A 22056-nucleotide genomic window follows, 5' to 3' on the forward strand; every position below is an offset into this window, starting at 1 on the left:
ATTTGAAGTATAAGTATGGGAACAGGCATTTCTGGTGCAGAGGATATTATGTTGATACAGTAGGAAGAAATGCAAAAGTAATTGAAGAATATATCAAAAACCAATTACAAGAAGACATAGCTTCAGATCAAATATCATTCAAAGAATACATAGACCCGTTCACGGGTAGCAAGGAAACAAAGGCATGAAAAACGAACAGCCGCTTTAGCGGCTGCCCGTAATAGTAATGCGGTTGGCGGAACCATTCAGTGCGTCTTGAGACGCTGTGCCAGTAATATGCCCTTTTAGGGCTGGTGCATACCACCAGTTTAACTGGTGGTTTTGATTTTGGGTTGGAGAGGAAAGCGGAATGGACAAGACCGTTGCCCTTTCCCGATTCCGAACGGTTGTAGTTTTTGAAATAGTGGCGTATAATATAGTAAGAAATGCATTGATTTCAATGCAACACGGAAGGAGGCGCCACTGTGGAGCTTGCTAAAATAACAACACGCGGACAGATTACGATTCCCGCCGAAATACGCAAAAAGCTGGGCGTAAGAGACGGCGACAAGGTTATTTTTCTTGAGGAAAACGGACGAATCATTATTGATAACGCCGCAATGATCTCCCTTAGAAGCGCGCAGAACGCTTTTGCGGGGGAAGCGGAACGTCTGGGCCTGAAAACAGAGCAGGACGTTGTAAATTTGGTGAAGGATGTACGCCGTGAGATATGGGAGGAAAATCATGCGCGTAATGATTGACACCAATGTTCTTTTATCCGCGCTGCTGTTTCCCGGCCAGCGCATGAACGCGCTGATTGACAAGATTATAACCGGGCATCAGCTTGTTCTTTCTTCCTATATTGTTGACGAATTGATGAACGTGACACGCAGAAAATTCAAGGGCAAAGAGGAAGCGGTTGATTTGCTGTTGAGCCAGCTTCCCTATGAGCTTGTGTATACACCAAAGCAGCCGAAGCCGGGGCTTTTTATCATACGCGACGAAAAGGACTATCCCGTTCTGTACTCCGCAATTACGGAGGGCGTGGATGTATTTATTACAGGTGACCGCGATTTTGACGGGCTTGGATTGGAAAAGCCGGAGATTATCAGCCCAGCCGGTTTCTTTGAAAAATACTAATACCGCATAATCGGTTAAAAGTACCCGATGATTGTCTAAATCTGAAAACGGACAGGCTTGCGCCTGCCCGTTTTTTGTTCTGGGTTGGAGGGATAGAAGAATGAGGAACGACGCTAAGACAGTACTGTCGCCTGCAATAGCCCACCCCGCGCCACCCTTAGGTGGCGTTAACCCCTCCCGCAAGCGAGTAATCATAAAGTTTGTAACCTTGTGCTTGCGGGAGGGGGAGAGATGTTCGGGGGCCCCTGTGATATTTGTTTGTAAAATAGAAAGCGGGCAGCCCTCATCAGGCTGCCCGCTATCCTTATATACAATATGCAGTTTAAACTTAGTTACAAGAAACAATCCCTCTGGACGAATCAATCGCTACTACGGTGCCGGATTTTAAAATCTTGGTGGCGTTTTCGGCGCCTACGATGACGGGGATATCAAGGCTTAAGCCCACGATGGCGGCGTGGGTGTTCTGGCCGGGCAGCTCGGTGACAATGCCGCTCGCTTTTTTAAGGATGGGTAGCAGCTTGTTGGAGGTTTGGGGGATGACGAGGATATCGCCCTCCTTAAAGGTTTTAAGCGCCTGCTCCTCGGTTTCGCATACGCACAGGTTTGCGCACACCGCGCCGAAGGTAACGCCGGTGCCCGAAACGAGCACATGGCCTACCACCTGCACCTTCATAAGGTTGGTGGTGCCCGAGATGCCTAAGGGTACGCCCGCGGTGATTACCACCAGCTCGCCGTCGGTGACATAACCTGCCTGCTGCGAGGCGGAAACGGCGTGTTCAAACAGGTGGTCGGTGCTGCGCTGCTCCTCGATTAAAAGGGGCACAACACCCCACGAAAGGCTTAGCTGGCGGCAGACGTGCTCTTCGGTGCTGCAGCCAATGATGGGGCAGTTGGGGCGGTATTTCGAGATCATGCGCACCGTTCTGCCCGACTTGCTCACCGTGATGATGGCGGCGGCGCCAAGGTCGTGCGCCGTGGTGCAGGTTGCGTGCGAGATGGCGTTGGTAACGTCGGAGAACGACTCAAACTCGGCGTGCTTAAAGCGCTTGATATAGTCGATGTCGTCCTCGGTTTTGGCGGCGATGCGAGCCATGGTTTTTACCGCCTCGATGGGGTAGAGCCCCGACGCGGTTTCACCCGAAAGCATGATGGCGCTGGTGCCGTCGTAGATGGCGTTGGCCACGTCGGTGGCCTCGGCGCGGGTGGGGCGGGGGTTTTTAATCATCGAGTCAAGCATCTGGGTGGCGGTAATCACCTGCTTGCCCGCGTTGTATACCTTTTTAATAATCATCTTCTGCAGCACGGGCACATCCTCGAGCGGGATCTCGACACCCATATCGCCGCGCGCTACCATGATGCCGTCGGATACGCGGATAATTTCATCGATGTTCTCTACGCCCTGCGGGTTCTCGATCTTGGAAATGATGTTGATGCTGTGGCAGTTGTGCTCGTCAAGAATCTTGCGTATTTGAAGCACGTCGTCGGCGCTGCGCACGAACGAGGCGGCGATAAAGTCAAACCCCGTTTCGATGCCGAAGATGATATCCTGACGGTCGCGCTCGTTGATATAGGGCATGGAAAGCTGGGTGCCGGGCACATTGATGCCCTTGTTATCCGAAACCTGGCCGCCATTCTTTACGCGGCAGATTATATCGTTGCCGTTGATGCGCTCAACCTCCATCTCGATGAGGCCGTCGTCGATCAACACGGTGCTGCCGGGGCGGATATCGCGGCAGAGCTTATCGTAGGTGATGGAAACCGCGGTTTGGTCGCCCTCGATCTCGCGGGTGGTGAGGGTGAACTGCTGGTCGGCCGAAAGCTGTACCTTGCCAGCCTTGAACTTCTTTACACGGATTTCGGGGCCGCGGGTATCAAGGATGGCGGGTATCGGGCGGTTAAGCTGGGTACGCACCTTCACCAGCATATCAAACATGGCCTTGTGAGAGGTGTGGTCGCCATGCGAAAAGTTAAAGCGTGCGGCATCCATGCCGGCTAAAATCAGTTCCTTGAGCATCTCCTCGGTGTTGGTGCTCGGCCCGAGCGTGCAGATAATCTTGGTTTTGCGCATGGCCTTATCCATCCTTTCGGCAGCATGAAAGGGTACTCTCATGCCTGCCCACTTCTTTATTTGGCTTAAACGCCATATTCTTACTCTTTATATCGGATGTATTATAACCAAATGATATCAGTTGCAACAATAGATTTTGCAGATTTATATCGCGGCCTTACAATTTAATCGGTATATCCTTAAAAAAATCGAAATTAAAATCATGATACCCTATTTTGAGCGTACAGTCAATAAAAATGGTTATCCGGGAATGTACAAATTGCGTTAAAGGCCGATTGAGCTTTTGGTTGTTTTGTGGTATAGTTAAATTAAAGAATTCGTTAAGTATAGTATTCTCGCGTGCAGAGCAATAAAGTCATTGAAATTAACTTTAAAATCAAGAGGGCAGAGCATGGACAAGAAGTTGTTAAACAGTTTTAAGCTATCAGGTAATATATCTGTATTCATTCCGACAGTTAATGGCTCAGGTGAAAGCATCGACAACGCCGAGTATGTTAAAGCTTGCGCGCAGTTGTTCTTTGACTGCTTTAACGGTGCGACAACATCGCCTGTGTTAAACCATTGGGTGACAACCGAAGGAAAGGGGTTCAGAGAGAAAAGTACCATCGTATTCGCTTATTGTCAGACGGACGTTTTAGCCGAACACTTTGGCAGGGTGATTGAATTCTGCGGTGGTATGAAGGCTGAGTTATCACTGGAAAATGTACCGGTAGAAATAAATGGCGAAATGTATTTCGTTTAGTTTTAATTCTAATTAAGGATGGAAAGTGAAGAGGTTTTATGAAGAATATCGGAATAGCATGCGACCACACCGCCGTAGAACTGAAGGAACAACTGATGGAATACATCCAAACGCTTGGGTATGACATAAAGGATTACGGGATGGAGAAGGATTACCCCATCGCGGGCTACCGGGTAGCAAACGCGGTGGCTTCGGGGGAGTGCGCGCTGGGCATTGTGCTGTGCGGCACGGGCTGCGGCATCTCGCTTGCGGCCAACAAGGTGAAGGGCATTCGCGCGGTAAACTGCAGCGAGCCGTATACCGCGAAGTACGCGCGCCTGCACAACGACGCAAACGTCTTGGCGATGGGTGCCAGGGTTGTGGGCAGCGAGCTTGCCAAGATGATTGCCGAGGAATTCTTAAAGGCGGAGTTTGAGGGCGGCAGACACGAGCGCCGCGTGAACATCATCAAGGATATTGAAAACGGGAAGTTCCCGGAATAATCAGAATAAAAGCAGCAAAGGCGGGGAGAGTATCCCCGCCTTTGCTGCTTTATGGAGCAGGTGAGGGTGATTGCACAGCGCTCCCGTTGGTGTTTTTCTTTGGTGCTTGGCTTTAGAAATAACTGTTGTAGAGCAGGCTTTGCGGCCTGCTCTATTTACATCTCCGCTGATTTTTGTATAATATTAGTATATATGTTTAATCCGCAATCGTAGAAATTCTGCCATCTGAGAGCAATTTTCACTGCTTGCAGTATTTTGTGTGTTAATTTCGTTATATTTTTGTAAATACTTCAATGAATTCGACAAATTTCTTGATTTTAAGCGGCTTTTCTAGTAATGTATATGGTAAGCCACGGTATAGCGGAGGAAGAAACAGTAAATGCTTACACATAAGGGTACAGTACAGATTGAGAGCGAGCGTTTGGTGCTGAGGCGGTTTCATGTAAGCGATGTGCGGGAGGCGTACGATGTATGGATGAGCGACCCGCGGGTAAGCCTTTTCATGCGCTGGCAGGCCCACAAGGACGTTGAGGAAACCCGAAAGCTGATTGAAACCTGGATTTCGCAGTATTCCAACCCCGCGTTTTACCAGTGGGCAATTACACTAAAGGAAACCGGTGAGCTGATTGGGGCAATCGGGCTGGTTACAATAAATGAGCACGATGCGTGTGCCGATGTGGGCTACTGCCTGGGGCAGCGGTACTGGGGCAGCGGATATATGACCGAGGCTTTGAGTGCCGTTTTATGCTATGCGTTTTCGCAGGTTGGGTTTAACCGCATGGAGACCTATCACTCGGTGGATAATCCGGGCTCGGGGCGGGTGATGGAGAAGGCGGGTATGCACTATGAAGGGCTTGCGCGCCAGAAATACCGTTCCAATCGGGGCCTTGAGGATGTAAAGATGTACGCCGCTTTAAAAGATGAATATCTGCGATAATTTATTTTGATGTAATATATATCTTCCGGAGAGTATTGCTGCAAAAAAAACGCCGAACCGGTATTGCGGCGGGCGGTGCAGGGAACAATTTGTTTAGCTTTGAAAGGATAAACGATTATTATGACACTATATATCCGTCAGCGCTTTTTCTCGTTCGCCGACAGCTACCGCATCTGCGATGAATACGAAAACCCCATATTTGAGGTGCAGGGCAGGGTGTTTACCATCGGTGCCAAGCTGTATCTGTATAATCTTCAGGGGCAGGAGCTGTATTATATCGAACGCCAGCTGTTTCGCTTTCTGCCGCAGTATTACATCTACGAGCAGGGGCGTCAGTGCGCGGTGGTAAACAAGGAGCTTTCGCTCTTTACGCCGAAGCTGAACATCGACTGCAGCTATGGCAGCATTACAATTAACGGCGATTTCTTCAGCATGTGCTTTGATATCTATTTAAACGGCGGGCTGATCGGCAGCATCAGCAAGCAGCTCTTTGCGTTTACCGACTGCTACAGGCTTGAGATTCCCGATAACAGCAACGCGGCCTTCTTCTGCGCGCTGGTTATCGCCATTGATAACTGCCTGCATAATGATGATCATCACTAATAAACCCTGTCTGCGCGCATACGAATATCGGTAACAGTACACCCTAAAAGGGGGTATGATGATGGAGAAGAAACGTTACGCGGTAATAGGCCACCCGCTGGAGCACACGCTTTCACCCGTGCTGCACCAAAAGCTGTTTGCCCTTACCGGCGTGGATGCCGAATATACCGCCATCCCCATTAAGCCGGAGGAGTTTGCCCAAAAGGCAGGCCCGTTGTTTGAGCTTGACGGGTTTAATGTCACGATGCCCTATAAGCAGCGCATCATCCCCTACCTTGACGGAATGACCGAGGAGGCCATGCGGTTTGAGGCGGTAAACACCGTTTCGGTGGAGGAATGTGCCGTAGCTGACGGTTTAGCCACGATAAACGGCAGCACACGGCCCAAGCGGCTGGGGCATAACACCGATATTGCCGGGGTAATCAAGAGCTTTGAGCTGTTAAACACCTCGTTTACGGGCAATATCTGCATTGCGGGTGCGGGTGCCACCGCGGGTATGCTTGCCACGCAGATTGTTTTAAAGGGCGGCAGCGTTACCATCGCGGTGCGGCAGGGCTCGCTGCAAAAGGGCGAGGCGCTGGTGCATTCACTCAAACGCCTTTCGGCAGAGCCGAAGGTGCGTACCGCGGTGCTGAATACGCTCGACGAGCCGTTTGATCTGCTGATCAACGCCACCCCCTGCGGAATGTACCCCAATATCGACGAATGCCCATTCAGCGACAATCTGATAGCAAAGACCAAGGCGGTATTTGACGAAATCTATAATCCCGTGCAGACTGCCCTTTGCGAAAAGGCCTCTTTGATGGGCAAGAGGGTGCTAAACGGGCTGCCGATGCTTGTTTGGCAGGCGGCAGAGGCGCAACAATTCTGGTATCATGCGGTTTTTTCTGAAAAAGAACTGCTGGAAACGGTTGACGAGCTAAGGTTTATCTTGTAGAATTATAACATCATCTGTAAATAACGTAAAAGGTTGAGGTGGCAGCGGTGAAAGATAACCGTATTATGCTTACCGGCTTTATGGGCAGCGGAAAAACCTCCGTTGCCACAGCGCTTGCCCGCGAGTTGAACTACCCTTTTCTTGATACTGACAAGTACATTGAAGAGCGCGAAGGCATGAGCGTGGCCGACATCTTTGCAAAACGCGGCGAGGCCTATTTTAGAACACTTGAGCACCAAATAACATTTGACCTGATGAAGAATTTCTCTGCCGTAATCTCCAGCGGCGGAGGGTTTATTCTTACTGATGCGGTATATCAGCTGGCGGCTTCCAAATTCAACCTGGTGTTTTTGGATACGCCGTTTGAGGTGTGCTTAAGCCGTATTAAAAACGACAAAAGCCGCCCTTTAGCCGCAACCCGAACCGACGAGGAGCTGCTGAAGCTTTATAACTACCGCCGCGGCATTTACCGCGCGCGCAGCGATTTTTCCGTAGACGGCTCAAAGAAGCTGCTTTCGGATGTTGTGGATGAGATTATACACAAATTGAAATAGTAAACCCATCAAAAAGGCGGAGCAATCCGCCTTTTTTCTGTTGACAGAGGATAATAAATCAGATATAATGACTATAAAATCAATGACTGTGGAGTCAGTGAAAATGAGAACAAAACGGGAAGAACAGAAGGAGCAGACAAAACAGCTGCTGCTGCAAACGGCGCAAAGGGTTTTTGCCGAAAAAGGGATTATGAACACCCGAATGTCAGATATTGCACAGGCGGCGGGGGTATCGCACGGCACGGTGTTTGTGCACTTTTCCACGCAGGAGGCGCTGATTACCGAGGTGGTGGAGGCATTCGGCGGCGAGCTTGCCATGCGGACACATCAGCTTGCCGACAGCAAGGCGGGGCTTAACGCGGTGCTGAGGGCGCATCTTGAAAGCATTGGGGAGGATGAGGCGTTTTATACGCGGCTGGTAACCGAGAGCCGATTGCTGCCGCAGGCGGTAAGGGATACATGGGTAGGCATACAGTCGGCAATATCGCTGCATTTCAGCGAGGCGGCGGCGGAGGAGATTGCGGCGGGTAAGGTAAAGAACATCCCACCCTGCCTGCTGTTCAATACATGGGCGGGGCTTTTGCACTACTACCTTTCAAACAGCGATCTGTTTGCGCCGGGGGGCGGTATTATCCCACGCTATGGCGAGGTATTGATCGACCATTATATGAGCCTTGTAGGCAACAAGGATTAGGAAGGGAAGGTTGGCTGTTATGGGGTCGCTATCCGCACTGCCCAACGTGGGCAGCGTTTTAGAAGGGCTTCTGGTTCAGGCCGGAATTACGACACCGGAAGAGCTGAGGGCGGTAGGCGCGAAAGAGGCGTTTGTGCGCGTGAAGCTGATTGACCCCACCGCGTGCATTCGCATGCTGTATGGTATTCAGGGCGCGGTGGACGGGGTGAAGGACGTAAGCCTTTCTGAAAGCACAAAGCAGGAACTGAAGGCGTTCTTCAGGAGCTTGTAGAATAATGCGGAGGGTTGATATGGACGATTCTGAAAGAAAGGTGCTGAGCGCGCGGGCTTGCTACGGGCATCTGGGCGGTACGCTGGGCAACCGCCTGTTTGAAAGCCTGCTGATGCTCGGCTGGCTGGAGCGGGACGGTGGAAAGGCCACCGTGTATACGCTTACCGAGCAGGGAAAAAAGGGGCTTGAAAGCCTTGGTGTGGATATCTATGAGCACCGATGCGGCGCTCACCGGTTGAGCAGGAGCCATAACAGGTATTGATAATGCCTGTTGTTTAAAACAATATTTTCGACAGTGAGAGGGGATTGTAACATGACAAAAAATCCGTTTGAGGTATTTCGGCAGGAGGCTCCGCAGGCATGTGATGCGTTTAACGGGCTGATTGCCGCGGTATCGGCCGGTGACGGGCTGGACGCAAAAACCCGCCAGCTGCTCTATATCGGTATTAAAGCATCACAGGGGGAACCCGCCGCGGTGGCCGCTCATGTACCCATGGCGAAGGCGGAGGGGGCTAAGCGGGAGGAGATTCGCGATACCATCCTGCTGACCTTAACCGTTTGCGGGGTGAAGGGGATTACCACCTGCCTTGTGCCCGCGCTGGAGGCCTTTGAGAACGCTTAAATACAAAGAAAGGATAGACCGATATGAAAACCTGTATTGCGTGCGGTATGCCGATGACCAAGGCCGCTGATTTTGCTATGGGCGATGAAACAAAGGATTACTGTGTTTATTGCGCGCGGGAGGACGGCTCAATGCAGTCCTACCCCGAAAAGCTGGAGGGCACCGTTCATTTTTTAATGAAAACACAGGGGCTGGATGAAAAGGCCGCGCGCGGGGTTGCGATGCGAACCCTTGCAAGGCTGCCCGCGTGGAAGGACCGGGTTGAGGAAAGAGAAATATAGCCGGTAAATTGAATTAACAGGCTCCGCTTTTGGCGGGCCTTTTTCTTTTTAGAAGCTCGAAACCGAGCATAATTCGTAAAAAGATTTCGTCGAAAACAGGTTTGTTGTGTCATGCCGTCTATTGAACGGAACTCGCAAACATGATACAATAAAAATTGCGTAAATTAAAGATATAAAGGATGAAAAACGCAGGTAAAGAGTTTGAAAAAACTTAGTAAACAAGAAAGGCGCGGATATTTGAATGACAATTTCCTTGGGCGAATTTGTATCACAGTTGCTGACAAACCCTGCGCTGCTGATTACCGTGCTGCTCACGCTCGGCGTGATATTGGTAAACGGCTGGACTGACGCGCCCAACGCCATTGCCACCTGCATCTCCACCCGCTCGATGAACCCGGGCGCGGCGATATTGATGGCGGCGGTGTTTAACTTTTTGGGCGTACTTTTTATGACAATGGTTAATGCAAAGGTTGCTCAAACCATCTATAACATGGTGGATTTTCACGGCGACCCGAAGGAGTCGCTGATTGCGCTGTGTGCGGCGCTGTTTGCCATTGTGCTGTGGGCCACCGCGGCATGGTGGTTCGGTATTCCCACCAGCGAAAGCCATGCGCTGATTGCGGGCATCTCGGGCGCGGCGATTGCTCTTCAGGGAGGCCTCAGCGGCATCAACGGCGCGGAATGGATGAAGGTTATCTACGGCTTGGTGCTTTCAACATTTTTAGGCTTCGCGATGGGCTGGGTGGCGGTAAAGCTCACCGAGCTTATCTGCCGCCGGATAGACCGGCGCAAGACACAGGGCTTTTTTAAAAACGCACAGGTTGCCGGCGCCGCCGCGATGGCGTTTATGCACGGCGCGCAGGACGGGCAGAAGTTTATGGGCGTATTTCTGCTGGGGATCTTTCTGGCACAGGGGAGAAGCGATGTGACGAGCTTTACCATCCCGTTGTGGCTGATGATTCTTTGCTCGGCGGTAATGGGCCTTGGCACCTCGATAGGCGGTTACCGCATCATCAAGGCGGTTGGCATGGACATGGTGAAGCTTGAGAAGTATCAGGGCTTTTCGGCCGACCTTGCGGGGGCAGGCTGTTTGCTGCTCTCGTCGGTTACCGGTATTCCCGTAAGCACCACCCACACCAAAACCACCGCTATTATGGGCGTTGGTGCCGCTAAAAGCATTAAGAATGTAAACTGGGCCGTTGTGAAGGAAATGGTGCTTACCTGGGTACTTACCTTCCCGGGATGCGGGTTGATTGCGTTTTTGATGACCTGGCTGTTTATGTGGCTGTTCTGATTGGAATAAGTATAAAGTGAAAAGGAGATAAAGCATCATGGCGAAGAATAAGGATAACAACTATTTTGAGATATTCGTAAAGATGGTGGACTTTTCCTGCGAGGCCGCTCGCAACCTGCACGAGGTGCTTACCAACTTTGATACGGCCACACTGCCCGAGAAGATGCAGCATATGCACCACATTGAGCATACCGCCGACCTTGAGAAGCACGACCTGATGAGCAAGCTCGTTAAGGAGTTCATCACCCCCATTGAGCGCGAGGATATTATGGCGCTGGCACAGCAGATTGATAACGTTACCGACGCCATTGAGGATGTGCTCATGCGCATTTATATGTACAATATTCCGGCCATCCTGCCCGAGGCACTGGAATTTTCGGAGACGATTGTAAAGTGCTGCGACGAGCTGAAAGAGATGATGAAGGAGTTTACGCACTTCCGCAAATCCGAGACGATACACACGCATCTGGTGCAGGTGAACTACCTGGAAGAGGTGGGCGACAAGCTGTACACCGAGGCGGTTCACGCCCTTTATTCGAGCAGCCACAACCCGATAGAGATTATCGGCTGGACCGAGACCTTCGAGCGCCTTGAAAAGTGCTGCGACGCCTGCGAGGATGTTGCGGATGTGGTTGAAAGCGTTATCATGAAGAACTCTTAATCATATAATCAAACGAAATACGCCCCCGCGTTTTTAAAAAACGCGGGGGCGTATTGATCTGTTGCAGCTAATCCACCGATGCGCCGAACGGCATGAGCGCAAGCTTTGCAAACTTGAAGCACTGCAGCCCGAACGGGATGCCGATGATGGTGACACAGAAAACGCAGCCCAGAATGGCAGCCTCGGTGGCCAGCGGGATGGCGCCGATGATAATCCAGATGATGTTTACCAGCAGCGAAACCGGCCCGCCGCCGTAGCGAACCTCCTTACCGAAGGGGAAGAACGCAAGCTTTGCAAACTTAAAGCACTGCACCCCGATGGGGATGCCGACAATCGAGATGCACCACAACAGCCCCTCGATAAACCAGCTGATGCCTAAGATAAAACCGCCAAAGATGAACCACAGAATGTTACCCAGACAACTCATTTAAACTCCATTCCGCCGCCGAAGTGGCGGCACAAATAGTAATGAAAAAGGCGCGTGCCGCGCAGCGGATGCCGGTCATACCTTTTGACCGGCAGGTGCCTTTTTCCAAGCGTGAAAGTTTTTTCACGCTACTGTCTCCTATCTTATACTTATCGCGATTATAAAACCTCTAAAAAATCGAGCAAAAAGCTTGAATTATGGTTCTTTGCGAAAAATTTTTAGCAAGGTTTTAAAGAGAGATTAGTATTAGTGTCACTGATGTTATTCCTTTACCGTTTCATACGGCCAGTCGACGATGCCGCCGAAGTCGTAAATACGGGTATAGCCTAATCCCGCGAGCGTTTTTGCCGCCAGTGCGCTTCGCCGGCCGGTGCGGCAGTAGATGAGAATCGGCGCGTCTTTATCCCGCAGCAGCTCGGCGGCCTTATCGGCAACCTCGGTATCGGGCAGCAGCACAGCGCCTTTGATATGCCCCGCGTCAAACTCCTCTTTGGTGCGCACATCGAGGATAACGACACCGCTCTCCTCGTCCATCATGCGCTTCGCCTCTTCCGGGGTGATCTTCACCGGTACTACCGAGCGCGAAAGCTCATCCACAGTACTTTCACCCGCTGTGGCTGGGGCTTGTTGCACATCCTGCACTAGCCGCACCTTTACGGCCGTGGCCTGCACCGGGTAGCTCTCGCGCATCTGGCGCAGCACGGTTACCTGCAGCGTCTGGCCGACGAGCAGGTTAAAATCGAGCGGCTTCATGCCCTTATCGTAGCCGATGCTCACCTTGTCGGTGCCGTCGAGCTCGGTGGTGGAGAGGAGAAAGCCTTTGTCGTAGACCTCCAGCACCTCGCCGGTGAATACGATATTCGGCTCCTCAGCCCCGGAGCAGGCGGAAAACAGCAGTACAGTTACCAGCAGCATCGCGGCGGCAAGGTGAATCAATAATCTTTTCATGACTAACTCCTTTAATATCTATTACGACAATTGGCAGGTTTTTTCTTCAACAATGCATCTATTATTATGTTCTAACGGCGGCGGGGATGTCAATGAGCAGGAGGAGCTTACGCTAAGAGCTTTAGAATTTTTGGAAACGATTCCGAAACTTTCGATAAAACTATTGCAAAAAGGGCGAAATTGTCCTATTATTGCTATAATAATACTATTTTTGAGCGTTTGACACAGGAGAATATGCTGCATGATAAAAGAGAGAACGGCACGTTTAACCGAAGACTTTTTTAACAGACACCCCGGCCTTGAGGCAGCAAGGCCCGAGATTGTTGCAGCCTGCGAGTTGCTGATTTCCGCCTTTCGGGCGGGGAACAAGTTGCTGGTGTGCGGCAACGGCGGCAGCTGTGCGGATTCCGAGCGCATTGCGGGTGCGCTGATGAAATCCTTCACACTCAGGCGGCATTTGCCTAAAACAGAGGTAAAGCGGTTTACGGATGCGTACGGCGAGACAGGGGAGATGCTGGCCGAAACCCTGCAGGGGGCGCTGCCGGCGATTGCGCTGAGCGGGAGCGGAACGTTATGCTCGGCGCTTTCAAACGAAGCGGAGCTAACCCTGATTTACGCGCAGCAGGTGCTGGGATACGCCAAGCCGGGGGATGTGCTGCTGGGCATCTGCACGTCGGGCAACGCGCAGAATGTCTGCTTTGCCATGATGACGGCCAAGACGCTTGGCGCCGGCGGCATTGCGCTTACGGGGCGGGACGGCGGCAGGCTTGCTTCGCTGGCCGACTGCAGTATCATCGTACCCGGGCAGGAGAAGTACCGCATTCAGGAGGAGCATCTGGCGGTGTGCAACCTGATGGGGCTGTATGTGGAATCGGAGATGTTTGAGGAGTAACATTTCGGGTTCTGTTATTATAGTAGTGAAATGCTGCGATATTATTGCGTGAACCTTAAAGAAGTAATTTCCTGATGAGGATTACAAAAGCGACGATAAAAAGCGCTTGACATAATACTGCCGCTGTGATATTATAATAGGGCACTCTAGGGAAGGGATAGTTTCCAAACCTTGAGATTGCGCCAATTTTATATCGCGGAGTGGAGCAGTTGGTAGCTCGTCGGGCTCATAACCCGAAGGTCGTGTGGTTCAAGTCCCACCTCCGCAACCAGTTTCACCTAAGACTGAGTTAAGCGTTGAAAATACGTTTATCTCGGTCTTAGTTGCTTCTATACGAGAAACTAGAAGTTCCACTGTTTTACGTTCATCTACGCTGATCTTTAGGCTTTGAAGCCAATCGGAAACCTGAGCTATCGTATAATCTTTAGGTAATGGAGCTTCTGAAAGCTCTTTGATACTATTTTTTAATACCGTTATTTTATTGCCGATGTCCGCTATTATATCGGTGGGAAGCACACTGCTGCCGAGAGCCCGCATGTAATTATCAATTTGGGTTTGCTTCTCTTCGATTTGCTGGCGCACATCGGCATTGTATTTTTCTATACGGTCTTTTTCACCCTTCGCATAATTTTGAAGGGCTTCATTGATTAGTTTTTGGTTTTTGTCTGAAAGTATAGAATGCAGGTACTGTTTTACGGAACGGTCTATATCCTCCATGCGAACAATGCCCATGCCGCATTTACCGGAGCAATAGTAAATCAGATACTCATGACCTTTTCGCTGAGTTTTGCTGCCGTACATCTTAGCACCGCAGTTACCACAGTATACAAGACCGCGACAGAGATAATCGGATTTTTTACCTGTTTGCTTTCTTTCGTCCATAATTCTTTGCACCTCATCAAATGTAGCCTTATCAACGATTGGCGGAATAGCATTTTCAAGTCGTATTGCATTCGGCTTTGTTCTGCGGAGAGAACGGTCTTTCTCTTCCTTGGGGCTATATGCGTAAACACCGGCATATTTCTCGTTACGAAGTATTTCATAAATCTGAGTATACTTCATCGGTTTGCCGCGCTTACCGATGATTCCGTTATCATCCATTTCCCTTACCAGTTCAACAAACCCCTCACGGTTGATTGCGCAGCGGAACATTTTTCGAACATATACTGCTTCTGCTTGGTTAATTATATATTTTTGGTCAACTATGTCATAGCCAAATGGGGCGACACCGCCATTATGAAGGCCCTGAAAGGCAATTTCCTTATGACCCTTTGTCACCTCTTCTGAAAGATTATCGATGTAATATTCCGAAAGAGCCCACATCATGGTTTTCATGATTTTTGCTTCTTTTGATTGACCGAAGTCCTGCGCTACCGCGATTAACGAGGCTCCGCCCTCGGCCAGTTTCAATTCTAAGTTAACATGTTCACCAACATTCCGGGCGATTCTATCATACTTGTGAACAAGTACAATATCATACATGTGGTTTGCGCAATCCTTGATCAATGCCTGGTATTGCTTACGGCTAGTCGTTTTGGAGCCTTTGCCGCTGATAGCCTCATCGGAATATACTTTTACTACGACATGGCCATGCCCAGCCGCGTATTCACGGCAGGCCCTAACTTGGGCTTCAATGCTTATTTCGTCTTGCTTATTGGTGGAATACCGTGCATATATTGCGGCTCTTAAACCGGAGTTCATTTTACATCACCTTTCAGGGTATCAGCTAATCCACAATGATTAAACTTTCACGGTATTGTTCGGCCGCAGGTATCTTTTCGATGTCAACTACCTTATCGTAGTTTTCCTTTATAACAGCTTCAATCTCATCAATGTCAGCTTTAAAGAATTCCTTACGGTCGTTAATTTTGTTTATGCGATTTTTATAAAAGCGCTGGTGCAGTTTTGCTTCCAATTCAGGAGCGTTATCAGAGAAGATTAATGCATGTACATCGAATTTAAACGGCACAGAAGCATCGCCGAGCTCGTCGACACGATCCATAGGCTCCAGCCTTCTGGTCATTCCGATTTTAAATACATTCTCGCCAAAGGCTCCAATGTTAGAAATAACATAGACATAACCTGCTTTTGCGTTTTGTTCCCGATAATCCACTGTCTTTTCTTCGGCGTCAAGCTGCACCATTTTTTCTTGGAGTTCTGCAAGTTTGGCCTCTATCTCGGGCCTAGAATCTGAATCAGCATGGTCAGCTTTTAATTGTAAATCCTTAATGGCATTTGCAAAGTGTTTACGTTCCTTTGCTATTCTTTCCCTCGCCATTCTAATTTCCTGCTCAAGCTTTTGTTGCTCTCTGAGTTCTTCTCTTGCTTGCCTTAATTCTTCTTTCTCCTGCTGCTTCTTCTGGGCATATTCAAAGGCTAGTGTTATTTCCCTGATTTTTAAACCGAGATATGCGGTACTCAACTCCATTTGAAAAGACTTTACAAGTTTGTTAATGTCATTGAATACTTTACGCATTCTCTCAATAGACTTATCTACATTATTGAATTTAACATTTTCAACCAAGGAATCACATTCAGAATTAAAGCACTTCACAACAAGTTTTGCCGTATCCGAAATTAGTTTTTTACCCTTCGCAGCACTGCCGTCCAAAGTGAAATACGGCGGTAAAATGGCGAAAGTGCCATTGCTAATCATTCTCTTTTGGTCTTCTCGGATAACTGCTAATCTTTCCTGGTATTCAGTTGCTTTTGTAAAAGAAAATACTGGCTTATATAAAGAAACCTCCTGCAGTGTTACCTCGTCATCCAGATCAACAATGCACGCCTTTTTATCTGCAATATCCTTAAGGTGCTGCTCGACTTGAGCGCTGAGGTCAGCTACTTCCTTTTCAAGGTCATTTTTACTATTTTGAAGCCTTGAAATTTCAGAAACAAGATTATCAAGCTGCATAACCTGGCCCTTTTTGGTGCTGAAGTCCGTTTGAAATTGTGTATATTGAGAACCGAGAACCCTAAACTCATTTTCCAGATTGTTTTTATTGGTTTGTAGTCTGGAAATTTCAGCTTGAATTTTCTCTATATTCTGCTGTTCCGGTGAGAGCATGTTTTCAAGCTCCTGAATTTTAGCCTTCAATGCTTCATTTTCTTTATTAGCTTTTGATTGGCCAAACAATCCCATTGTCATACCCTCCATGATGTTGTTTTTCGCTTAAGTTACTATTATAAGCCCTGCCTGCCCGGCAGGGCTTATTTTTATGCCATGGGGGTTATTGAAAGGTAGTAGTCACAAGCCTTCCGAATAAATCCCTCAGTAACACCAAAGTAATCAGCCAGTTCCCACGGGGACACTATGCCGCGCTCCACCACTGAAAATAATTCGTCCTGCGGTATAAGCTGCTTAAACGCCCATTTGTTGGCCCGGTATTCATGCCGGCCGTAAACATCGCAGTAGTTACTCTCATAGTAAAAGCTTCCGGTTATGCAGTGGCCGAGTTCATGGCATACCTTTACCTTTTCATCGGCCTCGCCCGTTATATGAGCGGGATCAATTGCAATATGGCAGGAACCATCATCACAGCATATGGATAGAGCCTTACTCCGAGGTAGGGGGAAAAAGTTTATCGACACTTTATTATCTTCAGCAATTTTATAAACTGTCTTTGTCTCCATTTTCTTTTTTGTCCTTTATATACTTGGCGAAACGCTTAACTTCATCTAGTACTTCATCGTCAATTTGAGTGGTTCCAAAAAGAGCAAATTTTATATCGTCAGTAGATGATTCAATTTTTGATGCATTTCCTAGCAGATAGTCAGTAGAAACATCGAAGTAGTTAGCAATTTTAAGAATGACGTCTGCGGAAGGTATCGTTCCGCGTTCACGCCAAGTCGCAAAGCTATTTTTATTTAAAGATAAATCCTCCAACATTTTCTTTTTGGTGGTTGACTTTAAGGCAATAAGCGATTCAATACGTTCGATAAAATCCATAAAATAGCACTACCTTTTCAAAATACCACAATTGAATGATATTTTTCTATTGACTTCCCGCATATGTTGGATTATACTTAACACAAACCCACAAAGACATATAAAGAACAAGCCATAACATTAGCGTTGTTATGGAAAAGAGAATTTATGCGTTTTGAGGGTTTTGAGAGAGATGGGACAGGCGGCCTTACGGCAACTGCAATTGTCGTGTGTAAAACAGGCTGCCTGTGTCCTACGACTAACAATTTACCACAAATAATAACAAAAAGCAATAGGAGGAAGTGAAAAATATGGGATTACTTACAGTAAAAGAGGTAGCGGACAGGCTGAAACTTACGCCTTACACCGTGCGTGAATGGATTCGAGAGGGAAAGCTCAAGGCCAGCAAGGTAGGCGGGGTATGGAGGATTAAGGAAGATAACCTTTCAGCACTTCTTGAGGAAAGCGGAGGGAAGGCAGCATGTTAGTACCAGTAAGCGGAAAAATGAATCTCGAAACCGGGGTAATGACCTATGTTTACAAAGAATGTGACGAAAAGGTTTTTGCTGAGTTTATCCGAAAGGTTGTCGAGCAGGTAGCGGAGAGTAAGAACGGTGCTTTTACCTTCGTAAAGTAGCTTTTGCAGTCAACTGCAGAGATCCGGCAAATTTGAGCGTAGCACAATTGTTGTCCGTTTAAAGGGACATTAAAAAAGCCCGCCGAGCGGGTGGTAAGAAATAGGGTGAAAAAGAATGGATCTAAGTACAATCAAAACCTGTGACCTTGTTACTGAACTCTCAAAAAGAGAGGGCGTGCAAAAGATTGTGGCAGAGCCGTATGAAGCGTATACAGCCACAGTGGGGGAAAATCAAATTTCCGACAGTGGCCCTGCCCTAATCATGGTCGTTACGGATTAGCCAATTCGTGTGTAGGGGTACGAATTCTTAATGTAAGCATGGAAGTATTGACCGTGCGAAGGTGCATTCATTAAGCCCTGATAAACGCTCAGTGGAACCCCTGTGTATTGGTAGGTTCCGCCGGAGTTAAACCTTATCACCAAAGTTCCGTTTTCATATCCTACAGAACTGAGATCTGATGAGGAAACTGGATGCATAAGCATATTCTTCTTCACCTCCTTTCGACTAAATAATACCATGCGTCGATGGAGGGTGCAACAAAATATTCCAGTAAAAAGCCGCCAAGCGGATTACTCAAGTTCCTATATAGGACAACCACGAAATATGTACCCAGAAAGGAGCCTCGGTATGTCAAAGAAACCTGATTTTGAAGCCTACCTCAAGCGCATCTTCGCGGGCGGCAAACGAAAGCTCACCAGCGCCGACCTGCCGCTCGAGAACGACGATGATTTTGTTTGTTCTATCATGCTGTCCATGTGTGATGAATGTGAAGTTCAGCCGTTGGAAGGTTCCATCAGCAAGAACGGCTACACGATTGCTAATCTGGTGATTCGCAGATGCAGTTGAAGATTATCGCCATTGCCGGCCCCCTGGCATATGCCTATGACGACGACAGCGGGCAGTACCACTTTCTTACCGATTACCAGCCCACCGAGAGCGGGTGCACATACGTCATATCCTCAACCTCGGCAAATCCGCTGTTAGTATGGACGCTGTACTGGCAGATGGCCGATTGTTACATGCGCCGCCGTATTGGCGCCGCGCTCGAAAAGCAGGGTATGAGCCCATATACCGGAGAACCCAATAAGAACGCAGCGGAAGGAAGTGAGAAAGTCAATGAAGATTGAACCCCGTGATTGTTGCCGCTGCTGGTGTAATAGCTGCGCGAAGCTTGAATTCTGCCCTGTCGCACCGGAACGAAACAACAGACTGAGGCCGAATCCTTGTGTCGATTGCGATGAAGGCAAGAGATATAAGCCCATGAACAAACCTCAATGTGAGCGTTACGAAAGGGAGTGTTAATGTGAACCTGCTGGCAGAGGCAATTAAGCACGAGCTGTGCCGCCTGGTTGACGGAACTCTGCTACCTCCTACCGTCGAGGAACTCGGCACCATAAGGCTGTATATCAGCCGGAATCTGCCGGACGGTAACACCTGTACACTGTATCTGACCCCCGATGTGGAAGAGATTAAGCGGAAGCTTCACGGATGTGAGCGTGTCAAACAAGGAGCAAAAGACGTATGAGTATGTTATTTGACCGCGGACGGGTGCAGATTGAACTTGGTTCAGGGGATGTTAACATCCACTTCGGAGGCAATAAAGATACCGGAGTTATTGGACTTGTACCAGCAAAAGCGCACCCAATCGGCGAAAAGTGCAAACCTATAGTAACCAACGTACGGGAGGCGCCGGTATCATTCTACTTTCACGACCCTAAAAGTATTGATGTCCTGATTTCGGCGTGTGAAAAGGTTAAGGCGATTATGGCAACGCAGGCTGAGAGGACCGAACATGATGATGCTAAGGAGGCCGCCCGATGAACAACGAACTGGTAGACGCCTACATAACCCTGATGATCCTTGTTGGATGGATTCTCCTTCTTACCCCGTTGGTGTGCTTCATCATGGCGCTATTTCCCGGTGATTTACTCGAGCGCATTCGCTACGGCAAACGCGTCGACGCCAATACCCGTTATGGGCGGCCGCGGAATCTCAAAGTGGACAGGCAGGTGTTTTCATGCAAAACGGATGCTGTAAGGATTGCCCGGAACGCAAGCCCCTCTGTCAAAGCAGTTGCCACAAGCTGGCCGGACAGCAGCAAGAGCAGACCCGCCGTAAAGAATATCTGAAGAAAGAGAGGAGAATGGACGCATTTGTGTTCTCAGTTCTGCAAAAGAAATAGCGCCCTGTGGAGCGGCAACTCCAGCATGGCGCAAGGTTAAAGGTTTCATCATTATTGTACGAGAAGCATCAATCAGTGTCAACAACAAAATAACGGTTTGTAGAAAAAACAGCTTGTATTGAAGCCTCGAAAACTCATACAAGCTGTCCTGCTATACGATAAGGCAATGCCATATTCATAACAAAAGTATACCACAAATATGGCATGAATGCAAGGGTTTGTCAAAAGCCACCGCGGCTTTTGTTCCCCGTAAATAAAATTAACTTATCGTCATGGCTATACGGAAAGTATAAAAATGAAAGGTAAGGAAAAGGACGTGCCATTCATTGAAAAGAAGATTGTCAGCGGGAACCTTGTAGAGATAGAACAGTACTTCGCCCCCCATATCGGTAAGCAGCTGGTGAGGAGTCCAAACCAAAGCCCCACCCCGGAGAAGCAGGAGGAGCTGAACACGGTCCATGCCAGAAAGAAACTGGTAAGGTTGATTAACACGAATTTCAGCCATAAGAATAAAGACCTGTTCGCTACCTTCTGCCATCAGAAGGAGGTCACCGAGCAGGAGGCCAAAAAAGAGATTGAGAAGCTCATCCGTGCTGTGAGGAAGTACCGCAGAGAGCACGGCCTACCGGAGCTCAAATACATCCTCATCACCGAGCATCAGGGCAAATGGCATCATCACCTCATCTTGAATAACATGCCCATCGAAGATCTGTTCGAGCTGTGGGAGCATGGACGAACGCAGGTGTCTATTCTGGATGACTGTTACAGCTACAAAGACCTCGCTGTATATCTCACCACGGATGAAAAGTCCTCCCGCAAGAAGAACGCCACACCCCAAGAGCAGGACAACGCCAAGGAGCCCCGCCGCAAGCATGCCAAGCGCTGGAGCTGCAGCCGAAACCTTGAGAAGCCAAAGGAGTTCCCGCCGAAGATTATCAGTAAGGTATCCTGCGGAGATCCGAAGGCCCCCAAGGGCTACCGGCTGCTGCCGGACTGGGTGAAGGGCTGCGACAGCGCGGGAAATCCATACATGGCGTATTCCTATGTCATCGAAACGCCCAGAGCGGGCAATAACAAGAAGAAACGGCGGTGTTGAGGTTGGAATATACCCATGCAGACCTGCACAAGGCTTACGCCTTCCTGTTCGATTTCATTCTTGGGAAAATCAGCATAAACCTACATAACGGCGTCCCTGCGGATCAGGTGCGGCTGTGGGTGATGAGAACCATCGGAAAGCTGGAGCCCCGGCCGGAGAAGCAGGCTTTTATGGATTTCTGCCTCGGCTGGGTAAATGTTGTGGTATCGGTGCTACCGGAAACAGACCCGCCCCCAGAGCAGATGAAACTGGAGTAGCGCTAACGAGCGGGTAAAGTCGTTTTTGCAGATGACTGCAAAGAAAATGAGAGGAGACACAGAAATGTTGGATAAAGCAATCGAAATGATTATCGCGCAGCAGGCCAAAGCGCCGGATCGCAGCCCTATAAGATTGATGGGTGAGCAGCTGAAGGATATCTGCCGCACCACACCGGGTGCCGCCGAACTGGTGGCTAAAGACCTTGAAGTGCCTGAAATGAGCCTCGAGCACCTGAAAAAGAAGTTTGACGATTTTGCAAGTGCCCATAAGAGCGGAAACCAGTCCTGCATCTTCCCTGATGAGGCGGACAAGCTTATCCGAGAGTTCTACGGTCTGCCGATGCCGGGGGCAGTACCATCACCGGTAAATCAGGCGCCGGCCGGAAAAGTCATCTCGCTTTTGGACATGATGTAGGAGGCGGTCAC

General features: G+C 49.1%; 38 protein-coding genes and 1 tRNA gene. 29 read left to right on the top strand and 10 right to left on the bottom strand.

The window, feature by feature from the left end:
• Positions 1 to 188: transposase (locus BLR50_RS05475; RefSeq protein WP_205408671.1), on the top strand; the 188-nt coding region annotated here is incomplete at its 5' end.
• Positions 189 to 204: 16 nt separating this feature from the next.
• Here BLR50_RS05475 and BLR50_RS14435 read toward each other — a convergent pair.
• On the bottom strand, positions 205 to 357 hold the full coding sequence (locus tag BLR50_RS14435) for a hypothetical protein (protein WP_162840329.1): 153 nt from the start codon (positions 355 to 357) through the stop codon (positions 205 to 207).
• A gap of 107 nt (positions 358 to 464) precedes the next feature.
• On the opposite strand from BLR50_RS14435, the gene BLR50_RS05480 reads away from it, so the two are divergent.
• Entirely contained in the window at positions 465 to 740 is a 276-nt protein-coding gene (locus BLR50_RS05480) for an AbrB/MazE/SpoVT family DNA-binding domain-containing protein (protein ID WP_092639373.1), read from the top strand.
• Positions 724 to 1119 (top strand): putative toxin-antitoxin system toxin component, PIN family, encoded by a 396-nt coding sequence (locus BLR50_RS05485; protein WP_092639375.1) that lies wholly within the window; start codon positions 724 to 726, stop codon positions 1117 to 1119. Before BLR50_RS05480 ends, BLR50_RS05485 begins: the two co-directional genes overlap by 17 nt.
• Positions 1120 to 1447: 328 nt before the next feature.
• On the opposite strand, the gene pyk is transcribed toward BLR50_RS05485, so the two are convergent.
• Positions 1448 to 3187 (bottom strand): pyruvate kinase, encoded by a 1740-nt coding sequence (gene pyk / locus BLR50_RS05490; protein ID WP_092639562.1) that lies wholly within the window; start codon positions 3185 to 3187, stop codon positions 1448 to 1450.
• Between the two features lie 391 nt (positions 3188 to 3578).
• Between pyk and BLR50_RS05495 the strand changes: the two genes are divergently transcribed.
• From BLR50_RS05495 to BLR50_RS05555, 13 genes are all read left to right on the top strand, one after another.
• Positions 3579 to 3929, top strand: coding sequence for a hypothetical protein (locus tag BLR50_RS05495; protein WP_092639377.1), 351 nt, complete (start codon positions 3579 to 3581; stop codon positions 3927 to 3929).
• Positions 3930 to 3967: 38 nt separating this feature from the next.
• Positions 3968 to 4411 carry a ribose 5-phosphate isomerase B gene (rpiB, locus tag BLR50_RS05500; RefSeq protein WP_092639379.1) on the top strand — a complete coding sequence of 148 codons (444 nt, stop codon included), beginning with the start codon at positions 3968 to 3970 and terminating at the stop codon, positions 4409 to 4411.
• Between the two features lie 379 nt (positions 4412 to 4790).
• Complete coding sequence (locus BLR50_RS05505) at positions 4791 to 5348, top strand: GNAT family N-acetyltransferase (RefSeq protein WP_092639381.1); 558 nt, start codon at positions 4791 to 4793, stop codon at positions 5346 to 5348.
• Between the two features lie 120 nt (positions 5349 to 5468).
• Entirely contained in the window at positions 5469 to 5951 is a 483-nt protein-coding gene (locus BLR50_RS05510) for an LURP-one-related/scramblase family protein (protein WP_092639383.1), read from the top strand.
• Between the two features lie 61 nt (positions 5952 to 6012).
• Positions 6013 to 6888 (top strand): shikimate dehydrogenase family protein, encoded by an 876-nt coding sequence (locus BLR50_RS05515; protein WP_162840330.1) that lies wholly within the window; start codon positions 6013 to 6015, stop codon positions 6886 to 6888.
• Positions 6889 to 6926: 38 nt separating this feature from the next.
• Positions 6927 to 7442, top strand: coding sequence for a shikimate kinase (locus BLR50_RS05520; protein ID WP_092639387.1), 516 nt, complete (start codon positions 6927 to 6929; stop codon positions 7440 to 7442).
• Between the two features lie 103 nt (positions 7443 to 7545).
• Positions 7546 to 8136: a TetR/AcrR family transcriptional regulator gene (locus BLR50_RS05525; RefSeq protein ID WP_092639564.1), complete on the top strand. Its 591-nt coding sequence runs from the start codon at positions 7546 to 7548 to the stop codon at positions 8134 to 8136.
• Between the two features lie 19 nt (positions 8137 to 8155).
• A complete protein-coding gene (locus BLR50_RS05530) occupies positions 8156 to 8407 on the top strand; it encodes a TfoX/Sxy family protein (RefSeq protein WP_092639389.1) in 252 nt (83 codons plus the stop codon).
• Between the two features lie 19 nt (positions 8408 to 8426).
• Positions 8427 to 8669, top strand: a complete 243-nt coding sequence (locus BLR50_RS05535; protein ID WP_092639391.1) for a hypothetical protein — start codon at positions 8427 to 8429, stop codon at positions 8667 to 8669.
• Between the two features lie 51 nt (positions 8670 to 8720).
• Positions 8721 to 9029 (top strand): carboxymuconolactone decarboxylase family protein, encoded by a 309-nt coding sequence (locus BLR50_RS05540; protein ID WP_092639393.1) that lies wholly within the window; start codon positions 8721 to 8723, stop codon positions 9027 to 9029.
• A gap of 23 nt (positions 9030 to 9052) precedes the next feature.
• Positions 9053 to 9310 (top strand): zinc ribbon domain-containing protein, encoded by a 258-nt coding sequence (locus BLR50_RS05545; protein ID WP_092639395.1) that lies wholly within the window; start codon positions 9053 to 9055, stop codon positions 9308 to 9310.
• Between the two features lie 241 nt (positions 9311 to 9551).
• Entirely contained in the window at positions 9552 to 10604 is a 1053-nt protein-coding gene (locus tag BLR50_RS05550; RefSeq protein ID WP_092639397.1) for an inorganic phosphate transporter, read from the top strand.
• A gap of 37 nt (positions 10605 to 10641) precedes the next feature.
• Entirely contained in the window at positions 10642 to 11265 is a 624-nt protein-coding gene (locus BLR50_RS05555) for a DUF47 domain-containing protein (RefSeq protein WP_092639399.1), read from the top strand.
• Between the two features lie 67 nt (positions 11266 to 11332).
• Here BLR50_RS05555 and BLR50_RS05560 read toward each other — a convergent pair whose 3' ends face one another.
• The 3 genes from BLR50_RS05560 to BLR50_RS14695 form a co-directional block, all read right to left on the bottom strand.
• Positions 11333 to 11692, bottom strand: a complete 360-nt coding sequence (locus BLR50_RS05560) for a YccF domain-containing protein (RefSeq protein ID WP_092639401.1) — start codon at positions 11690 to 11692, stop codon at positions 11333 to 11335.
• On the bottom strand, positions 11676 to 11819 hold the full coding sequence (locus BLR50_RS14440) for a hypothetical protein (protein WP_162840331.1): 144 nt from the start codon (positions 11817 to 11819) through the stop codon (positions 11676 to 11678). Before BLR50_RS14440 ends, BLR50_RS05560 begins: the two co-directional genes overlap by 17 nt.
• Before the next feature lie 134 nt (positions 11820 to 11953).
• Entirely contained in the window at positions 11954 to 12640 is a 687-nt protein-coding gene (locus BLR50_RS14695; protein WP_242871698.1) for a rhodanese-like domain-containing protein, read from the bottom strand.
• A 241-nt stretch (positions 12641 to 12881) separates the two neighbouring features.
• Between BLR50_RS14695 and BLR50_RS05570 the strand changes: the two genes are divergently transcribed.
• Entirely contained in the window at positions 12882 to 13532 is a 651-nt protein-coding gene (locus BLR50_RS05570) for a D-sedoheptulose-7-phosphate isomerase (protein WP_092639403.1), read from the top strand.
• Positions 13533 to 13726: 194 nt separating this feature from the next.
• Positions 13727 to 13803: transfer RNA gene (locus BLR50_RS05575), tRNA-Met, on the top strand.
• On the opposite strand, the gene BLR50_RS05580 is transcribed toward BLR50_RS05575, so the two are convergent.
• The 4 genes from BLR50_RS05580 to BLR50_RS05595 form a co-directional block, all read right to left on the bottom strand.
• Positions 13782 to 15233 (bottom strand): recombinase family protein, encoded by a 1452-nt coding sequence (locus BLR50_RS05580; protein WP_092639405.1) that lies wholly within the window; start codon positions 15231 to 15233, stop codon positions 13782 to 13784. The two genes, BLR50_RS05575 and BLR50_RS05580, sit on opposite strands and share 22 nt — an antisense overlap.
• Before the next feature lie 25 nt (positions 15234 to 15258).
• Positions 15259 to 16671: an SNIPE associated domain-containing protein gene (locus BLR50_RS05585; RefSeq protein WP_205408672.1), complete on the bottom strand. Its 1413-nt coding sequence runs from the start codon at positions 16669 to 16671 to the stop codon at positions 15259 to 15261.
• A 74-nt stretch (positions 16672 to 16745) separates the two neighbouring features.
• Positions 16746 to 17162 (bottom strand): ImmA/IrrE family metallo-endopeptidase, encoded by a 417-nt coding sequence (locus tag BLR50_RS05590; RefSeq protein WP_092639407.1) that lies wholly within the window; start codon positions 17160 to 17162, stop codon positions 16746 to 16748.
• Positions 17140 to 17478 carry a helix-turn-helix domain-containing protein gene (locus BLR50_RS05595; protein WP_092639409.1) on the bottom strand — a complete coding sequence of 113 codons (339 nt, stop codon included), beginning with the start codon at positions 17476 to 17478 and terminating at the stop codon, positions 17140 to 17142. Before BLR50_RS05595 ends, BLR50_RS05590 begins: the two co-directional genes overlap by 23 nt.
• A gap of 290 nt (positions 17479 to 17768) precedes the next feature.
• Here BLR50_RS05595 and BLR50_RS05600 point away from each other — a divergent pair, with 290 nt between their 5' ends.
• The 3 genes from BLR50_RS05600 (at position 17769) to BLR50_RS14260 (ending at position 18374) form a co-directional block, all read left to right on the top strand.
• Complete coding sequence (locus BLR50_RS05600) at positions 17769 to 17945, top strand: helix-turn-helix domain-containing protein (protein WP_092639411.1); 177 nt, start codon at positions 17769 to 17771, stop codon at positions 17943 to 17945.
• Complete coding sequence (locus BLR50_RS14445) at positions 17939 to 18094, top strand: hypothetical protein (RefSeq protein ID WP_162840332.1); 156 nt, start codon at positions 17939 to 17941, stop codon at positions 18092 to 18094. The genes BLR50_RS05600 and BLR50_RS14445 overlap by 7 nt, the downstream gene beginning before the upstream one ends.
• A gap of 115 nt (positions 18095 to 18209) precedes the next feature.
• A complete protein-coding gene (locus BLR50_RS14260) occupies positions 18210 to 18374 on the top strand; it encodes a BC1881 family protein (protein WP_143008052.1) in 165 nt (54 codons plus the stop codon).
• Here BLR50_RS14260 and BLR50_RS05605 read toward each other — a convergent pair.
• The gene (locus BLR50_RS05605) at positions 18371 to 18613 is read right to left on the bottom strand and encodes a KTSC domain-containing protein (RefSeq protein ID WP_341465409.1); all 243 of its coding nucleotides are present in this window, start codon (positions 18611 to 18613) and stop codon (positions 18371 to 18373) included. The two genes, BLR50_RS14260 and BLR50_RS05605, sit on opposite strands and share 4 nt — an antisense overlap.
• A gap of 109 nt (positions 18614 to 18722) precedes the next feature.
• Here BLR50_RS05605 and BLR50_RS05610 point away from each other — a divergent pair, with 109 nt between their 5' ends.
• From BLR50_RS05610 to BLR50_RS05645, 8 genes are all read left to right on the top strand, one after another.
• Positions 18723 to 18941 (top strand): hypothetical protein, encoded by a 219-nt coding sequence (locus BLR50_RS05610; protein ID WP_092639415.1) that lies wholly within the window; start codon positions 18723 to 18725, stop codon positions 18939 to 18941.
• Entirely contained in the window at positions 18932 to 19222 is a 291-nt protein-coding gene (locus BLR50_RS05615) for a hypothetical protein (protein WP_092639417.1), read from the top strand. The genes BLR50_RS05610 and BLR50_RS05615 overlap by 10 nt, the downstream gene beginning before the upstream one ends.
• 176 nt (positions 19223 to 19398) lie before the next feature.
• Complete coding sequence (locus tag BLR50_RS05620; RefSeq protein WP_092639419.1) at positions 19399 to 19620, top strand: hypothetical protein; 222 nt, start codon at positions 19399 to 19401, stop codon at positions 19618 to 19620.
• Entirely contained in the window at positions 19617 to 19916 is a 300-nt protein-coding gene (locus BLR50_RS05625; protein WP_092639421.1) for a hypothetical protein, read from the top strand. Before BLR50_RS05620 ends, BLR50_RS05625 begins: the two co-directional genes overlap by 4 nt.
• On the top strand, positions 19913 to 20224 hold the full coding sequence (locus BLR50_RS05630; protein WP_092639424.1) for a hypothetical protein: 312 nt from the start codon (positions 19913 to 19915) through the stop codon (positions 20222 to 20224). The genes BLR50_RS05625 and BLR50_RS05630 overlap by 4 nt, the downstream gene beginning before the upstream one ends.
• A 369-nt stretch (positions 20225 to 20593) precedes the next feature.
• Positions 20594 to 21373, top strand: coding sequence for a rolling circle replication-associated protein (locus BLR50_RS05635; protein WP_143008053.1), 780 nt, complete (start codon positions 20594 to 20596; stop codon positions 21371 to 21373).
• A gap of 2 nt (positions 21374 to 21375) precedes the next feature.
• The gene (locus BLR50_RS05640; protein ID WP_092639428.1) at positions 21376 to 21630 is read left to right on the top strand and encodes a hypothetical protein; all 255 of its coding nucleotides are present in this window, start codon (positions 21376 to 21378) and stop codon (positions 21628 to 21630) included.
• A 64-nt stretch (positions 21631 to 21694) separates the two neighbouring features.
• A complete protein-coding gene (locus BLR50_RS05645; RefSeq protein WP_092639430.1) occupies positions 21695 to 22045 on the top strand; it encodes a hypothetical protein in 351 nt (116 codons plus the stop codon).
• Positions 22046 to 22056 lie beyond the last annotated feature (11 nt).

Origin of the sequence: Acetanaerobacterium elongatum, assembly GCF_900103835.1 — a bacterium.
Taxonomy (GTDB): Bacteria; Bacillota; Clostridia; order Oscillospirales; family Ruminococcaceae; genus Acetanaerobacterium; species Acetanaerobacterium elongatum.

Bases quoted from the DNA above. Each gene is read 5' to 3' on its own strand.
- BLR50_RS05515 (WP_162840330.1), top strand. From the start codon at position 6,013: ATGGAGAAGAAACGTTACGCGGTAATAGGCCACCCGCTGGAGCACACG.
- BLR50_RS05560 (WP_092639401.1), bottom strand. From the start codon at position 11,692: ATGAGTTGTCTGGGTAACATTCTGTGGTTCATCTTTGGCGGTTTTATC.
- BLR50_RS05585 (WP_205408672.1), bottom strand. From the start codon at position 16,671: ATGGGATTGTTTGGCCAATCAAAAGCTAATAAAGAAAATGAAGCATTG.
- BLR50_RS05590 (WP_092639407.1), bottom strand. From the start codon at position 17,162: ATGGAGACAAAGACAGTTTATAAAATTGCTGAAGATAATAAAGTGTCG.
- BLR50_RS14260 (WP_143008052.1), top strand. From the start codon at position 18,210: ATGGATCTAAGTACAATCAAAACCTGTGACCTTGTTACTGAACTCTCA.
- BLR50_RS05555 (WP_092639399.1), top strand. From the start codon at position 10,642: ATGGCGAAGAATAAGGATAACAACTATTTTGAGATATTCGTAAAGATG.
- BLR50_RS05505 (WP_092639381.1), top strand. From the start codon at position 4,791: ATGCTTACACATAAGGGTACAGTACAGATTGAGAGCGAGCGTTTGGTG.
- BLR50_RS05600 (WP_092639411.1), top strand. From the start codon at position 17,769: ATGGGATTACTTACAGTAAAAGAGGTAGCGGACAGGCTGAAACTTACG.
- BLR50_RS05535 (WP_092639391.1), top strand. From the start codon at position 8,427: ATGGACGATTCTGAAAGAAAGGTGCTGAGCGCGCGGGCTTGCTACGGG.
- BLR50_RS05645 (WP_092639430.1), top strand. From the start codon at position 21,695: ATGTTGGATAAAGCAATCGAAATGATTATCGCGCAGCAGGCCAAAGCG.
- BLR50_RS05485 (WP_092639375.1), top strand. From the start codon at position 724: ATGCGCGTAATGATTGACACCAATGTTCTTTTATCCGCGCTGCTGTTT.
- BLR50_RS05630 (WP_092639424.1), top strand. From the start codon at position 19,913: ATGAACAACGAACTGGTAGACGCCTACATAACCCTGATGATCCTTGTT.
- BLR50_RS05545 (WP_092639395.1), top strand. From the start codon at position 9,053: ATGAAAACCTGTATTGCGTGCGGTATGCCGATGACCAAGGCCGCTGAT.
- BLR50_RS14695 (WP_242871698.1), bottom strand. From the start codon at position 12,640: ATGAAAAGATTATTGATTCACCTTGCCGCCGCGATGCTGCTGGTAACT.
- BLR50_RS05580 (WP_092639405.1), bottom strand. From the start codon at position 15,233: ATGAACTCCGGTTTAAGAGCCGCAATATATGCACGGTATTCCACCAAT.
- BLR50_RS05495 (WP_092639377.1), top strand. From the start codon at position 3,579: ATGGACAAGAAGTTGTTAAACAGTTTTAAGCTATCAGGTAATATATCT.
- BLR50_RS05625 (WP_092639421.1), top strand. From the start codon at position 19,617: ATGAGTATGTTATTTGACCGCGGACGGGTGCAGATTGAACTTGGTTCA.
- BLR50_RS05525 (WP_092639564.1), top strand. From the start codon at position 7,546: ATGAGAACAAAACGGGAAGAACAGAAGGAGCAGACAAAACAGCTGCTG.
- BLR50_RS05615 (WP_092639417.1), top strand. From the start codon at position 18,932: ATGCAGTTGAAGATTATCGCCATTGCCGGCCCCCTGGCATATGCCTAT.
- BLR50_RS05550 (WP_092639397.1), top strand. From the start codon at position 9,552: ATGACAATTTCCTTGGGCGAATTTGTATCACAGTTGCTGACAAACCCT.
- pyk (WP_092639562.1), bottom strand. From the start codon at position 3,187: ATGCGCAAAACCAAGATTATCTGCACGCTCGGGCCGAGCACCAACACC.
- BLR50_RS05540 (WP_092639393.1), top strand. From the start codon at position 8,721: ATGACAAAAAATCCGTTTGAGGTATTTCGGCAGGAGGCTCCGCAGGCA.
- rpiB (WP_092639379.1), top strand. From the start codon at position 3,968: ATGAAGAATATCGGAATAGCATGCGACCACACCGCCGTAGAACTGAAG.
- BLR50_RS14445 (WP_162840332.1), top strand. From the start codon at position 17,939: ATGTTAGTACCAGTAAGCGGAAAAATGAATCTCGAAACCGGGGTAATG.
- BLR50_RS05510 (WP_092639383.1), top strand. From the start codon at position 5,469: ATGACACTATATATCCGTCAGCGCTTTTTCTCGTTCGCCGACAGCTAC.
- BLR50_RS05570 (WP_092639403.1), top strand. From the start codon at position 12,882: ATGATAAAAGAGAGAACGGCACGTTTAACCGAAGACTTTTTTAACAGA.
- BLR50_RS05610 (WP_092639415.1), top strand. From the start codon at position 18,723: ATGTCAAAGAAACCTGATTTTGAAGCCTACCTCAAGCGCATCTTCGCG.
- BLR50_RS05595 (WP_092639409.1), bottom strand. From the start codon at position 17,478: ATGGATTTTATCGAACGTATTGAATCGCTTATTGCCTTAAAGTCAACC.
- BLR50_RS05530 (WP_092639389.1), top strand. From the start codon at position 8,156: ATGGGGTCGCTATCCGCACTGCCCAACGTGGGCAGCGTTTTAGAAGGG.
- BLR50_RS05605 (WP_341465409.1), bottom strand. From the start codon at position 18,613: ATGGTATTATTTAGTCGAAAGGAGGTGAAGAAGAATATGCTTATGCAT.